Origin of the sequence: Sphingomonas sp. (genome assembly GCF_035944535.1) — a bacterium.
In the GTDB taxonomy this organism is placed as follows: Bacteria; Pseudomonadota; Alphaproteobacteria; order Sphingomonadales; family Sphingomonadaceae; genus Sphingomonas_B.
Genome location: NZ_DASZBC010000007.1, coordinates 330956 through 344241, shown reverse-complemented (window position 1 = coordinate 344241; position 13286 = coordinate 330956). Strand labels below are relative to the sequence as shown.

General features: G+C 66.8%; 12 protein-coding genes. All 12 read right to left on the bottom strand.

Translation table 11 applies throughout. The annotated features are described in order from the left end of the window. Positions 1-81: 81 nt before the first annotated feature. Positions 82-1488, bottom strand: coding sequence for a UDP-N-acetylmuramate--L-alanine ligase (murC, locus tag VGT77_RS08680; RefSeq protein WP_327461553.1), 1407 nt, complete (start codon positions 1486-1488; stop codon positions 82-84). Continuing rightward, positions 1485-2570: an undecaprenyldiphospho-muramoylpentapeptide beta-N-acetylglucosaminyltransferase gene (gene murG, locus VGT77_RS08675; protein ID WP_327461551.1), complete on the bottom strand. Its 1086-nt coding sequence runs from the start codon at positions 2568-2570 to the stop codon at positions 1485-1487. Before murG ends, murC begins: the two co-directional genes overlap by 4 nt. Continuing rightward, entirely contained in the window at positions 2567-3766 is a 1200-nt protein-coding gene (locus VGT77_RS08670; RefSeq protein WP_327461549.1) for a putative peptidoglycan glycosyltransferase FtsW, read from the bottom strand. Before VGT77_RS08670 ends, murG begins: the two co-directional genes overlap by 4 nt. After that, positions 3763-5115, bottom strand: coding sequence for a UDP-N-acetylmuramoyl-L-alanine--D-glutamate ligase (gene murD, locus VGT77_RS08665; RefSeq protein ID WP_327461547.1), 1353 nt, complete (start codon positions 5113-5115; stop codon positions 3763-3765). The genes VGT77_RS08670 and murD overlap by 4 nt, the downstream gene beginning before the upstream one ends. Further along, complete coding sequence (mraY, locus tag VGT77_RS08660) at positions 5112-6182, bottom strand: phospho-N-acetylmuramoyl-pentapeptide-transferase (protein ID WP_327461545.1); 1071 nt, start codon at positions 6180-6182, stop codon at positions 5112-5114. The genes murD and mraY overlap by 4 nt, the downstream gene beginning before the upstream one ends. Position 6183: 1 nt before the next feature. Further along, entirely contained in the window at positions 6184-7572 is a 1389-nt protein-coding gene (locus tag VGT77_RS08655; protein ID WP_327461543.1) for a UDP-N-acetylmuramoyl-tripeptide--D-alanyl-D-alanine ligase, read from the bottom strand. Beyond that, the gene (locus VGT77_RS08650) at positions 7569-8987 is read right to left on the bottom strand and encodes a UDP-N-acetylmuramoyl-L-alanyl-D-glutamate--2,6-diaminopimelate ligase (protein WP_327461541.1); all 1419 of its coding nucleotides are present in this window, start codon (positions 8985-8987) and stop codon (positions 7569-7571) included. The genes VGT77_RS08655 and VGT77_RS08650 overlap by 4 nt, the downstream gene beginning before the upstream one ends. Positions 8988-8990: 3 nt before the next feature. Continuing rightward, complete coding sequence (locus VGT77_RS08645) at positions 8991-10592, bottom strand: penicillin-binding protein 2 (protein ID WP_327461539.1); 1602 nt, start codon at positions 10590-10592, stop codon at positions 8991-8993. A gap of 83 nt (positions 10593-10675) precedes the next feature. Next, complete coding sequence (locus VGT77_RS08640) at positions 10676-11296, bottom strand: hypothetical protein (RefSeq protein WP_327461537.1); 621 nt, start codon at positions 11294-11296, stop codon at positions 10676-10678. Continuing rightward, on the bottom strand, positions 11293-12222 hold the full coding sequence (rsmH, locus tag VGT77_RS08635; protein WP_327461535.1) for a 16S rRNA (cytosine(1402)-N(4))-methyltransferase RsmH: 930 nt from the start codon (positions 12220-12222) through the stop codon (positions 11293-11295). The genes VGT77_RS08640 and rsmH overlap by 4 nt, the downstream gene beginning before the upstream one ends. Beyond that, entirely contained in the window at positions 12219-12689 is a 471-nt protein-coding gene (locus VGT77_RS08630; protein ID WP_327461533.1) for a division/cell wall cluster transcriptional repressor MraZ, read from the bottom strand. The genes rsmH and VGT77_RS08630 overlap by 4 nt, the downstream gene beginning before the upstream one ends. 295 nt (positions 12690-12984) lie before the next feature. Further along, a complete protein-coding gene (locus VGT77_RS08625) occupies positions 12985-13230 on the bottom strand; it encodes a hypothetical protein (RefSeq protein WP_327461532.1) in 246 nt (81 codons plus the stop codon). Between the last annotated feature and the right edge of the window lie 56 nt (positions 13231-13286).

Below are 13286 nucleotides of genomic sequence, written 5' to 3'. Positions count from 1 at the left end.
TCCCGAGCGAAGTCGAGGGGCGCGCCGCGGAAGGTTGGGACATGCGCCCCTCGACTTCGCTCGGGACGAGCGGGGTGGGAGTCATTGGCACGCCTCCCGCATCGCGTCGGCCAGACCGGCTGCCCATTTGGTGATGTCGCCCGCGCCCAGGCACACGACCAGATCGCCCGGCTGTGCCACGCTCGCCAGCTCGCGCGCCAACGCTCCGGCATCGGCGATCTCGGCCGCCGCGCGGTGGCCGCGCTCTTTCAGGCCCTGCACCAAGGCGGCTGCGTCCACGCCTTCGATCGGCGTTTCGCCGGCGGCATAGACGGGCGTCACATAGACGATGTCGGCATCGTTAAAGGCCGTCTCGAACTCGGTCAGCAGCCCCGCGAGCCGAGTGTAGCGGTGCGGCTGGCAGACGGCGATCACCCGCCCCCGCGTCGCCTCGCGCGCGGCCGCCAGCACCGCCCGGATCTCGACCGGGTGATGACCATAATCGTCGATGACCGTGACGCAGTTCACTTCGCCGACTTTGGTGAACCGGCGCTTGACCCCGCCGAACTTCGCGAAGCCGGTGCGGATCGCGTCGTCCGCCACGCCCAGCTCGACCGCAACCGCAATCGCCGCAAGCGCATTCTGGACATTGTGCTTGCCGGGCATCGGCAGCCGCACATCCTCGATCGCGCGCACTTCGCCGTCCCGGCCACGAACGGCGACATGAAAGCAGTTGCCGCCGCTTTCGGGCGCCACATAGGTTGCGCGCACATCGGCCTGGGCGGAGAAGCCGTAGGTGACGACGCGCCGGTCTCGGATCAGCGGCAGGATGTTCTGCACTTCCGGATGATCCAGGCACATCACCGCCGCGCCGTAGAAGGGCACGTTGTGCACGAACTCGAGGTAAGCGGCTTTCGCCTTCTCGAACGAGCCATAATGGTCGAGATGCTCGGGATCGATGTTGGTGACGACCGCCACCGTGCCGTCCAGCCGCAGAAAACTGCCGTCGCTCTCGTCCGCCTCCACCACCATCCAGTCCGACGCGCCCAGACGGGCGTTCGAACCATAGCTGTTGATGATGCCGCCGTTGATCACGGTCGCGTCGATGCCGCCGGCGTCGAGCAGCGCGGCGATCATCGAGGTCGTCGTCGTCTTGCCATGCGTGCCGGCGACCGCAACGGTCGACTTCAGGCGCATCAGCTCGGCCAGCATCTCCGCCCGGCGTACGACGGGAATGCGATGCTCATAGGCATAGGCGACTTCGGGGTTCTCACGCTTGATCGCGGTCGAGACCACCACCACGGCCGCGCCGTCCACATTGGCGGCGTCATGGCCGATCATCACCTTGATGCCGCGCGTGCGCAGGCCCTCGACGGCATAGCCCTCGGCCACATCGGAGCCCTGCACCGAATAGCCGAGATTGTGCATCACCTCGGCGATGCCGGACATGCCGATCCCGCCGATGCCGACGAAATGGATCGTTCCAATATCGGTGCCGACGCCCCTCATGCGCCGATTTCCTCGATCAGGTCGGCCAGGTCGCGAACTGCATCGGGGCGGCCGCACGACTTCGCTCGGCGCGCAGCGTTGGCAAGAGCTTCGGGCTCGAGGCCCAGTTTCTGCATCTGCTTGGCGAGTTCGACCGGCGTGAACTGCGACTGAGGAATGGCGCGAGCACCGCCCGCCGCGACCAACTCCCTGGCATTGTAGGTCTGGTGATCGTCGGTCGCCGCCGCGAAGGGCACGAGGATGGCCGGGCGCCCGGCAGCGGCAAGTTCGGCAACGGTCGAGGCTCCGGACCGAGCGATCACCAGATGCGCCATGCCGAGCCGCTCCGGCAGGTCGGGCAGATAGGTGGCGAGTTCGGCTGGAATGCCCTGCTCCGCATATCGGGCGCGGACCCGCTCGATATCCTCGGCCCGGGCTTGATGCGTCACCTGCAGCCGCGCACGGAACACCGGGGGCAGCATGCCGAGCCCTTCCGGCACCACGTCCGACAGCACCGTCGCGCCCTGGCTTCCGCCGGTGACCAGCACGCGGAACACGCCATCCGCGTCGAGCGGCGGATAGGGTTTGTCGCGGAGCGCCAACACTTCCTCACGCACCGGATTGCCGACCAGCCGCACCTTGGCCGCGGCGCGGCGGGGCAGGCGCTGGATGTCGGGATAGGCAGTCGCCACCGCATCGACCCGCCCGGCGACCAGCCGGTTGACGCGGCCGAGCACGGCGTTCTGCTCGTGCACCGCGGTCGGGATCCTGGCGCTCGACGCAGCCAGCAGCGAAGGCAGCGCCGGATAGCCGCCAAAGCCCATCACGGCAGCCGGCCGGCTCTCGCCGAACAGCCGCAGCGCCTCGGACCGTCCGGCCCAGATCGACTGTGCGGCGCGAAGATACCCGAGAGGCCCGCCACCCAGCCGCCCCGCTGGCAGGACGTGGGTCTCGATCCGCTCGAACAGCCCCGGAAAGCGCATGCCGCGCTCGTCCGAGACCAGCGCTACGCTATGGCCGCGCCGGGTCAGTTCCTCGGCAAGCGCATGGGCGGGCATCATGTGCCCGCCGGTGCCACCGGCCGCGAGGACAAAATGGCTCATCTCTGCCCGCCCCATTTTACCACATAGGGAGAGCGATTGAGGTACGGATTGCGCCGGGTAAAGGCGAGCAGCAGGCCGAGGCCGATCGCTAGCGCGATCATCGATGAGCCGCCATAGCTGATCAGCGGCAGGGTCATGCCCTTGGACGGAGCAAGCTGCAGATTGACCGCCATGTTGATCAGCGCCTGCACGCCAATTTGCGTGGTGAGCCCCGCAGCGGCGAGCATCGTGAACGGGTCTTCCTCGTCGAGGAGCTTCAGGAACACGCGCACGACGATCGCGAGAAAGATCAAGGCGATCGCAAGACAGGCGACCAGGCCGAACTCCTCGCCGATCACTGAATAGATATAATCGGTGTGTGCTTCCGGCAGGTGGAACTTGGCGGTGCCGCCGCCAGGGCCCGTGCCGAAGATGCCGCCGTTGGTGATCGTCGCGTGCGCCTTGTCGACCTGATAGGTGTCGCCCTCGCCATAGATGAAGTTGTTGATGCGGCTCGTGGCCACGGGATAGAAAAGATAGGCGGCAACGATCAGCCCGAATCCGGCGCCGACGAGCGAACCGACGATCCGGGCCGACACGCCCGACAGCAGAAGCAGCGCCATCCACATCGCGCCGAAGATCACGGTCTGGCCGAAGTCCGGCTGCTTCATCAGCAGGATGGCGATAATGCCGACCAGCGCGCCCGACAGCGGCACAACCGGCAGCGTCTTGTCCTGCTGCTTAAGCGACAGCAGCCAGGCGAGCGCGACGACGAACAGCGGCTTCAGAAACTCGGACGGCTGGAACTGGGTAAAGCCCAGGCTGATCCAGCGCATGGCGCCGTTCTTCTCCATCCCGATCAGCGGCACGGCGGCGAGCATCACCGTCATGAAGGCCGCGCCCGCGAGCGCAAAACGGCGCACCATAATCTTGGGCAGCATCGAAATGCCGAGCATCACCGGAATGCTGAGCGCCACCCAGAACAGCTGGCGCCAGAAATAGTGCAGCGGCGCGAAGCTGACATCGCCGCCGGAATAACGATGCGCCGCCGAGGGACTGGCGGCGGCGACCGCGACCAGCCCGATCGAGATCAGCACGGTGATCAGCATGAGCAGGACACGGTCGATCTCCCAAAACCACAGGCCCAGGGGGCTGCGATCGGCGCGGCCGAATTTCTGCACCTGTTTCTTGCGGCGGATCGCGGCGGTGTCGGTCATTTGAGTGCCCCCACGGCGGCGCGGAAGGCTTCGCCCCGCGCCTCATAATCCCTGAACTGATCGAACGAGGCGCAGGCCGGCGACAGCAGCACCGTGTCGCCCGGCTCGGCATCATTGGCCGCACGCCGGACCGCCTCGTCGAGCACGCCACACTCGGCCACCGGCATGTGCGGCGAAAGGATGCGCGCGAACAATGCCCCTGCTTCACCGATCGTGTAGGCCGAGCGCACATGCGAAAAATGCGGCGCGCAGGCGTCGAGCTCGTCCGTCTTGGCGAGGCCGCCCAAAATCCACCGCACATTAGGGTAGGCGGCAAGCGCCGGCGCGGAGGACGTGGGGTTCGTCGCCTTGCTGTCATTCACGAACAACACGCCGGAGCGCTCGGCCACCCGCTCCATGCGATGCGGAAGGCCCGTGAAACTTCTGAGGCCGCGGTAGATGGTATCGTAGTCTAGATCGAGCCAGTCGCAGGTATCAATCGCCGCTTCAGCATTGAGCAAGTTGTGTGGCCCTTGCAAACTTGGCCACCGCTCCTGTCCCTGCACGACGAAGTCAGTCCCGAAGTACTGAAGGTCGCTCCGCAGTGAGCCTTCGAAGCCCCACTGCACGCCCGTCGCCATGTCGACGAGCGATATGGCACCCTCTGATTGCATCTTCAGCAATCGCATCTTCGACGCCGCATAGGCGTCGAAGCTCTCATACCGGTCCAGATGATCCGGCGTGATGTTCAGGAGCACCGCGACGTCACAGTCGAGGCTGTGGGTCAAGTCGATCTGGTAGCTGGACAGTTCCAGCACATAGACGCCGCCCTCCGGCAGCGGCTCCTGGGCGAGGATCGGCAGGCCGATATTGCCGCCCATCAGCGTCGGAACGCCTGCGGTCTTCAGGATGTGGTGGACGAGCGCGGTGGTGGTCGACTTGCCGTTGGTGCCGGTGATGCCGACCACCTTGTGCGGCGGCAGCTCGGCGCGAGCCTGGGAGAAGAGTTCGATGTCGCCGATCAATGGCACGCCACATTTGGCCGCATGCGCGGTGATCGGGTGGCGGTTGATCGGGACGCCAGGGGAGACGACGACCGCTTCGAAGCCGGTGAGGTCCAGGGTGAGCGGGTCGGCGATCACCAATTCCCGCTCGTCCCGAGCGAAGTCGAGGGGCGCTTCTCCGGACTCTGGGCCAGCGCCCCTCGACTTCGCTCGGGACGAGCGGAGGTTTTCGCGCGCCTGCTCGGAGCCATCCCACGCCCACACCTGCGCGCCCGCCGCCAGCAGCGCATCCACAGTCGCCACCCCGCTGCGCGCTAGGCCCAGCACCGCGTATTTCTTGCTCGCCCAGGCGCGCGAGGTAATCACCGGACCTTCAACGTCGACAGGCCGGCCAGCGCCAGCACCAGGGCAATGATCCAGAAGCGGATGACGACAGTCGGCTCGCTCCAGCCGAGCTGTTCGAAATGATGGTGGATCGGCGCCATCTTGAACACGCGCTTGCCGGTACGCTTGTAGAAGAAAACCTGGATGATAACGGAGAGCGCCTCGACCACGAACAAGCCGCCGATGATGCCGAGCACGATCTCATGATGCGCCACGACCGCGATGGTCCCCAACGCGCCGCCGAGCGCCAGGCTGCCGGTGTCGCCCATGAAGACCGCGGCCGGCGGCGCGTTGAACCACAGGAACGCTAGCCCCGCCCCGGCGATGGCACCGCAGAAGATGGCGAGGTCGCCGGCTCCCGGTACGTGGGGAATGCCAAGATACTCGGCGAACTTTGCGTTGCCGACCAGATAGGTGATGATCATGAAAGCGACGGAGGCGATGATCACCGGCATGGTCGCGAGCCCGTCCAGCCCGTCGGTCAGGTTCACCGAGTTCCCGAACGCGACGATCGTGAAGGCGGCGAAGGCGATGTAGAACCAGCCAAGGTCCGCCACCGGCTCGGCGACGAACGGAATCCACAGGTCCGCGCCGTTGTTCTGGACGATGATCCAGGAAGCGATCCCGGCAATGACGAACTCCAGCAGCAGCCGCACCTTGCCGGACAGGCCGGCATGGCTGGCTTTCCGCACCTTGTCCCAATCGTCGAGGAAGCCGATTGCGCCGAAGCCGAGCGTCACGGCCAGACACGCCCAGACATAGGGGCTGCGCAGGTCCATCCACAGCAGCACGGAGACTGCAAGCGACGTCAGGATCATCAGCCCCCCCATGGTCGGCGTGCCGCGCTTGGCGAGATGGCTTTGCGGCCCGTCCGTGCGGATCGGCTGCCCCTTGCCTTGACGGACCCGCAGCCAGCCGATGAACTTCGGGCCGATGATCAGCCCCAGGAACAGGGCCGTCGCTACCGCCCCGCCCGCGCGGAAGCTCAGATAGCGGATCAGGTTCAGGACGCCGGGGAAGCCGAGCTGCTCGGCCAGCAGATACAGCATGTCAGTCCTTCCCCGCGAGCGCGCCGGCGGCAAGCTGCGCGACCAGCCGACCCAATCCGACGGAATTGGACGCTTTGATGAGAACCGCGTCGCCGGCACCGATCCGCCCGTCGAGAGCAGTCAGCGCGTCCGCGGCGGCGGCCACATGCGCGAAGTCGAGCCTGCCCTCAAGCGCTTCGGCGAGCGGCGCCATCTCTTCGCCGACGAGCAGTGCAAAATCGACGCCCGCCGACAGCAGCGGCTCCGCCAGTTCGGCGTGGAAACGCGGTCCGTGCCCGCCCAGCTCACGCATCGCACCCAGCACGGCGACCCGCCGGTTCGCATATTGCTCGCCGAGCACCTTCAGCGTCGCCCGCATCGAGGCCGGATTGGCGTTGTAGCTTTCGTCGATCAGCAGCGCTTCGCCGCCCGGCACGCCGATCGCCACGCGCGCGCCGCGCCCGGGCATGCCGGGCAGTTCCGCAAGCGCGAGACCGGCGACCGCGAGATTGCCGCCCGCCGCCTCCACCGTCGCAATCACCGCCAAAGCGTTGGACACCCAATGCTCGCCCGGCTGCCCGATCGTCATGGTCAGGCTGGCTTCGGGAAGCTGGACGGTGATCAGCGTGCCGCCCGCCTTCGAGGGTACCGTATCCATCGCCCAGACATCCGCCTCGCGGCTGAGGCCGAAGGTGAGCACGCGACCGGCATGGCGGCGCGCAGCTTCGACCAGGATGTCGCGCTGCGGGGAGTCGTATGGGATTATGGCCGTGCCGCCCGGCTCCAGGCCCTCGAAGATCTCCGCCTTGGCGCGAGCGATCGCCTCGATCGAGCCGAGATTCTCGATATGCGCGGGTGCGATCGTCGTGACCACCGCGATGTGCGGGCGGACGAGGCGCGTGTGCGCCGCGATCTCCCCCGCATGGTTCATGCCCATCTCGAACACGCCAAAACGCGTGTCGGCCAGCATGCGGGACAAGCTCAGCGGCACGCCGGTATGGTTGTTATAGCTCTTGAGCGAGCGATGCGCCCGGCCCGGCGCGATGCGGTCGAATGCTGCCCACAGCGCTTCCTTGGTCCCCGTCTTGCCCACCGATCCCGTGATTCCGACCACGGTGGCGGACGTCCTTGCCCTGGCTGCGACCCCAAGGGATTCGAGTGCGGCGCGCGTATCGGCGACCAGGATGTGCGGGTGATCGACCGGCTCGCTTACGACCGCTCCCGCCGCCCCTTGCGTGAACGCCTGGGGCAGGAAGCGGTGGCCATCGGTATTTTCGCCGGGCAGCGCTATGAACAGGTCCCCGACCGTGACCTCGCGCGAGTCGAACGCAACCCCGTTCGCCTCGAATGAAGCCGAGGCAGTGCCGGAAACGGCCCGCGCGATGTCTGCCGAAGTCCAGAGCGGCGTCACGCCGCGCACTCCCGCGCCACGGTCACGTCATCGAAGGGGAGCACGCGGTCGCCCACGATCTGGCCTTGTTCATGGCCCTTGCCGGCGAGTAGGATGACGTCGTCCGCGCCTGCCGTCGCAACCGCTTCCGCAATGGCGTCGCGACGGCCGGCCACGTCGCGGGCATCGGGCGCTCCGGCGAGGATGTCGCGGCGGATTTGCGCGGCATCTTCGCTTCGCGGATTGTCATCGGTGACGATCACCAGCTCGGCTACCTGCGAGGCGACGCGGCCCATTTCCGGCCGCTTGCCCTGATCACGGTCGCCGCCCGCGCCGAACACGATGATCAGCCGCCCCTTGGTGTGCGGGCGCAACGCCGCCGCGGCCGCTTCGATCGCATCCGGCGTGTGCGCATAATCGACATAGATCGGCGCGCCGGCCCGGGTGATCGCGGCTCGCTCGAGCCTGCCGCGCACCGGCGTCACCCGGGCGAGATGTTCGAGCGTTTTGGCCGGGTCGGCGCCCGTTGCGATCGCCAGACCCGCAGCAACGCATGCATTCGCCGCCTGATAGGCGCCGATCAGCGGCAGGGTGACTTTGTAGCTCTTGCCCTCGGCTTCGATCACGAGCTGCTGGCCCAGGCGCGAGGGCGTGCGGCTCACCAGTTTGAGCGCTTCGCCTCCTTCACCGACCGTCAGCACACGCAATCCCCTGGCCCGGGACACCTCCACGACGCGTTGCGAATGCGCGCCGTCATCGGCCCAGACAACGGCCGTGCCGTCCTCATCCACAACTTCTTCGAACAGCCGCAGCTTGGCCGCGAAATAGCTGTGCATATCGCCGTGATAGTCGAGGTGATCGCGGCTCAGGTTGGTGAAGGCCGCGGCGCGCACCGGCAGCCCCTCCGTGCGCTTCTGGTCGAGGCCGTGGCTGGATGCCTCGAAAGAGAGATGCGTCACCCCTTCGCGGCTCAGCCCGGCGACATTGGACAGGAAGGTGACGATGTCGGGGGTGGTCAGGCCGGTCAGCACCTGATCGTGCGCGGTGGTGACGCCGAGCGTGCCGATCGACGCGGCATTGTGGCCGGCGAGCCGCCAGAGCTGCCGCGTCAGCTCGACGCTGGAGGTTTTGCCGTTCGTTCCGGTGACCGCCACCGTGGTGGCAGGATAAGGCGCGAAGAAGCGGGCCGCCAGCCGGGCGAACACCCGGCGCGGGTCGTCGGCGGCGATGTGCGGCGCGCCTTCGACACACGCGGTCGAGCTCGCCACGATGGCGGCAGCGCCCGACGCGACCGCCTGCGCGATAAAGTCCTCGCCGTTGAAGCGGCTGCCGCGAAACGCGCCGAACACCGTGCCAGGCGCTACCTTCCGGTGGTCGATCGCGAAGCCGGTGACCTCAGTATCTGAATCGATGCCGGCCAGATCCCTCAGCCGCATCGACTAGTCCTTTGCGCGGACGAAAGGCAGCACCTCGCCCAGATTGGCCTCCCGGTTCGGGTCCGGCATGACGCCAAGCATCGGGCCGATCCGGCTGACCGTGCCGGAGATGACCGGCGCCACGTTCCAGCCAGCGGTGTGGAAGCCATAAGTGTCCTTGGTCGCCTTGGGATCGTCGAGCATGGCGACGATCACATAGCGCGGCGCTTCCATCGGGAACACGCCGGCAAAGGTGGTGACTACGGCCGCGCCCGTATAGCGACCGCCGACGATCTTCTCGGCGGTGCCGGTCTTGCCGCCGACGCGGAAGCCGGGTGCGTCGGCCTTCTTGCCCGTGCCGTGCGTCACGACCAGCCGCAACAGCGCGCGCATCTTGTAGGAAGTGTCGGCCGAGAAGACCCGCTCGCCCGCGGGGACAGGGTTGCGTGCATCGTGCTTCAGCAGGGTCGCCGGACGCCAAATGCCGCCATTGAACAAGGTCGCATAGCCGGTCGCGAGGTGGAGCGGCGACACGGCGATGCCGTGGCCGTAGCCGACCGTCATCGTCGAAATGTCGCCCCAGTTCGCGCCAGGGTTGAGCGGGCGGCCACGCTCCGGAATCTCGATCTTCACCCGCTCCATGAAATGCATGCGCTTCAGGAACTCGCGTTGGCGCTCGGTGCCGAGTTGCGCCGCGATCTGCGCCGTGCCGATGTTCGACGATTCCTGCATGATCTCGGCGACCGAGCAGGCGCGGTTGAACGGGTGGGTGTCGCTGATCGAGAAGCGGCCGGCCTTGAGCGCGCTGGGGCAGTTATACATCTGCCCCAGGCTCTTGATGACACCGGCATCCATCGCCATCGCGACGGTGAAGGGCTTGAAGGTCGAGCCAAGCTCGTAAACGCCGAGCGTCGCTCGGTTGAAGGCGGCGTCCGGCCCTTGCTGGGCAGGCTTGTTCGGATTGAGCTCGGGCAGAGAGGTCAGCGCGATCACTTCGCCGGTCTTGATGTCCATCACTACAGCCGCCGCGCCGATCGCGCTGAACTTGTGCATCGCGTTCAGCAGCTCGGATTCGAGGGCCTGCTGCACTCGGCTGTCGATCGAAAGCTGCACGCCGCCGGCACGGGCGCTGCCGGTCAGCTGCGGCTCCAGCACTTTTTCCATGCCGGAAACGCCATTGCCGTTGAAATCGGTAAAGCCGAGCACATGTGCGGCGAGCATGCCCTGCGGATAGATGCGCTCCGGCTCGCGGCCGAGACCGATCCCCGGCTCGCCCAGCCGGTTGACCGCGGCGACCAGCTCCGGGGTCGCACGGCGGCGCAGATAAGTGAAGGTCAGCTTGGAGTTGAGGATGCGCAGATAATCGTCCGCGCTCTTCTCCGGCATCAGGGCGGCGAGCTGGCGCGCCAGCTCGCGCTTGTCGCCGATCACCTTTTCCGGGTGGATGCCGATCGACCACGCGTCGATCGTCTGGGCGAGCGGAATGCCGTTGCGGTCGAGGATGTCGCCACGCGCGATCAGCGCCGCATGAGCGCGGTTGGTGCTCGTGCCCGTAAAGACCGACAGATAGGCGATGCGCAGCGCGATCGTGGCGGTCGCGCCCATGAACAGCAGCATCAGCAGCATCAGCCGGACATGCGAAAGCGCCGCCCCGGAGCGACGCTCTGGCAGGGGCCGAAAGTGAGCGGGACGGGCTACCGCAATCGCCGTCATGGCTTGACCTTCGCCTCCTTGGCGGCCTTGCGCGTGATCTCGGTCAGGGCGCCGTCGTCCAGCAGCGCAACCTTCTGCGGCTTCGGCTTGGCGACTTTCACCTGCGCCGGGATGGTGCGGGGCTGAGGCAGTTCCTCAATCATGGCGACCGCCTGCATCATCGGCGAACGCTTGACGGCCGGGATGACCGGAGCACCTTCGGAGCGCGCATCCGGCACAACTGCCGGGCGAAGCACCGGCCGCGCGGGAGCCGCCGCCGGAGCGGCAGGCGCGGTCTGCGCACTGGCCAGCGCGGTGCGCGGCGCCTGCGGCTGCGGCAGGCCTTCGCCCGGCACATAGGAAGCGAGCTGCACTTCGCTGGTCAGATACTGGTCGACCTTCGGCGCCGCGAGCGCAAGCACCTCGTCATTATACTCTTCCAGCTGGCGAAGGCTGGCGCGGGCACTGAACTCCGTCTCCAAATGGCGGATCTGGCGCTGGGTCAACGCGATCTTGCGCTCGACGCTTTCCAGGTGGGTGCGCTCAGACGCGACCTGCAGCGACACCAGGTAAAAGGCCAGGGCCGCGCTCGCGACTCCCGCCACCCATCCGATCGGACGCAAACGCCGTGCGATCATGCCGCCTCTCCCTTACTCCAGGCTTCCGCCGCTGTTCTTTTCGCCACCCGCAGCGTCGCCGACCGGGCGCGCGGGTTCGCCGCGACCTCGGCGGCACTTGGCCGCACCGCCTTGCTGACGCTTTCGAAGCTCGGCCGGCGCATTTTGGCCGCGGGCATGTGCCGCGAACCCGCCGGCGCCGCGCCGCTCCGGTCGCGCAGAAACTGCTTTACGATCCGGTCTTCGAGGCTGTGGAAGGTGACCACGGCCAGCCGGCCGCCCGGCGCGAGCACGCGCTCGGCAGCTTCAAGACCGCCCTGCAACTCGTCCAACTCGCGGTTCAGGTGAATGCGGACCGCCTGAAACACCTGAACCGCAGGGTCCTTGTCCTTGCCCGCTATGTAGCCGACGGCCTTGCGGACCACCGAGGCGAGTTCGAGCGTGCGCGAGAGGGGACGCGCGGCGACGATCGCGCGGGCGATGCGGCGTGAGCGGCGTTCTTCGCCCAGGCGGAAGATCACGTCGGCGATTTCCGCCTCGTCGGCTTCGTTGAGGAAGTCGGCAGCGCTGACGCCCGCCTGTTCCATCCGCATGTCGAGCGGCCCGTCGGCTTGCACCGAAAAGCCGCGCTCGGCCTGATCAAACTGCATAGAAGACACGCCGATATCGAGCGTGACGCCATCGACCGGCAACGCGCCGGCGTCCGCAAGCGCCTCCTCCATCTCGGAGAAGCGCCGCTCGATGACGGTCAGGCCGGGAAGTTCGAGCGCTGCCGCGACGGCGTCCGGGTCGCGGTCGAACGCGAAAACCTTCGCGCCCTTTTCGATCATCGCCCGCGAATAGCCGCCCGCGCCAAAGGTGCCGTCGACGTGGCGCTCGCCCGGGGCGATGGCGAGCGCGTCGATGACTTCCTTCAGCAGCACCGGCACATGCGGAGCGGCACTCACTTGGCGCCTCGCTTGGCCCGGGTGAACTCGACCAACTCCTTGAGCGTCGGATCGACGCCTTGGGCGGCGAGAAGCACGTCCGGGTTCCAGATCTCGAAGAAATTGCCCGCGCCAGAAAAGACCGCATCGGTGCCGGGCAGCAGCTTCGCCTTCATGGCGTAGAAGTCGGGCAGCACGAAGCGACCGCTGGAGTCGAAGCCGGCGCTTTCGGTGAGCGCAAGCGCCCGGCGCTTGGCGTTGAAGTCGATCGCGTCGCCCTGCGCTTCCAGCGTTTCTTCGCGGCGCTCCAGGCGCTCGTGGCTGCGCTTCAACCAGGCGGGGTCGTAGGCGATCAGGCACGGATCCTGGGGGTGAAGCGAAATGACGACGGTGCGGGGATCGCCGCCGCCGGCTTCGACATTGCGTTCGATCACGGCGCGCATGGATGCGGGGATCGCGACGCGGCCTTTGCCGTCGACCGCGGTCATCGCAAATCCGTTAAAGGCCTCTCTTTCGCCCACGCACACCCTCTCGGACGGGGCGCAAAACCTCTCGTTCCGAAAAGCGCGTCTGCCACGCGCCGCCCGGTCACGAATCGCATCAAGGGATTAGCCCCGCCTGTCCAAGTGTCATAACTCGGGCAGCCGTGGGAAACAACGGGATTTTACGGGAAAATACGGGTTCTACAGCATGGGAAGCACGGTTCTCGCAGGGGTCTGCCGGCAGAGCGGCTGCTGTTCATGTTCTGTTGCCGGGAAAGCACGGGAATTTGCCCCTGGCAGGCTATTTGGAGGCTTGGGCGTTGTTAGCCGGGGCACCGGGCGTAACGCCGATTTCGGCCAGTGGTTCGCTCGGCGCCTCGCTGCCGTTGGCGGATACCATGTTGGCCACACTCTGCTCCGACTGATTGAGCGTCGTGTTGGTGCCGCTGCCAGGCTGGTGGCTGGCGGTTTCGAAAATAGCGGCAGAGATGGCGACGATGAGCAGCACCGCGCCCAGGCCGGTCAGCCCGACGCGGATTCTCTGCATGCCAGCGCGTTTGTCATCCGACATTGCGGCCAACTGTAACTTGCAAAAACGCCGAA

What these genes read in the sequence shown, in the direction of transcription:
- VGT77_RS08650 (WP_327461541.1), bottom strand. Translation starts at nt 8,987, where the DNA reads ATGCGGCTGAGGGATCTGGCCGGCATCGATTCAGATACTGAGGTCACC.
- VGT77_RS08670 (WP_327461549.1), bottom strand. Translation starts at nt 3,766, where the DNA reads ATGACCGACACCGCCGCGATCCGCCGCAAGAAACAGGTGCAGAAATTC.
- VGT77_RS08630 (WP_327461533.1), bottom strand. Translation starts at nt 12,689, where the DNA reads ATGACCGCGGTCGACGGCAAAGGCCGCGTCGCGATCCCCGCATCCATG.
- VGT77_RS08625 (WP_327461532.1), bottom strand. Translation starts at nt 13,230, where the DNA reads ATGCAGAGAATCCGCGTCGGGCTGACCGGCCTGGGCGCGGTGCTGCTC.
- VGT77_RS08645 (WP_327461539.1), bottom strand. Translation starts at nt 10,592, where the DNA reads ATGCTGCTGATGCTGCTGTTCATGGGCGCGACCGCCACGATCGCGCTG.
- murG (WP_327461551.1), bottom strand. Translation starts at nt 2,570, where the DNA reads ATGAGCCATTTTGTCCTCGCGGCCGGTGGCACCGGCGGGCACATGATG.
- mraY (WP_327461545.1), bottom strand. Translation starts at nt 6,182, where the DNA reads ATGCTGTATCTGCTGGCCGAGCAGCTCGGCTTCCCCGGCGTCCTGAAC.
- VGT77_RS08640 (WP_327461537.1), bottom strand. Translation starts at nt 11,296, where the DNA reads ATGATCGCACGGCGTTTGCGTCCGATCGGATGGGTGGCGGGAGTCGCG.
- murC (WP_327461553.1), bottom strand. Translation starts at nt 1,488, where the DNA reads ATGAGGGGCGTCGGCACCGATATTGGAACGATCCATTTCGTCGGCATC.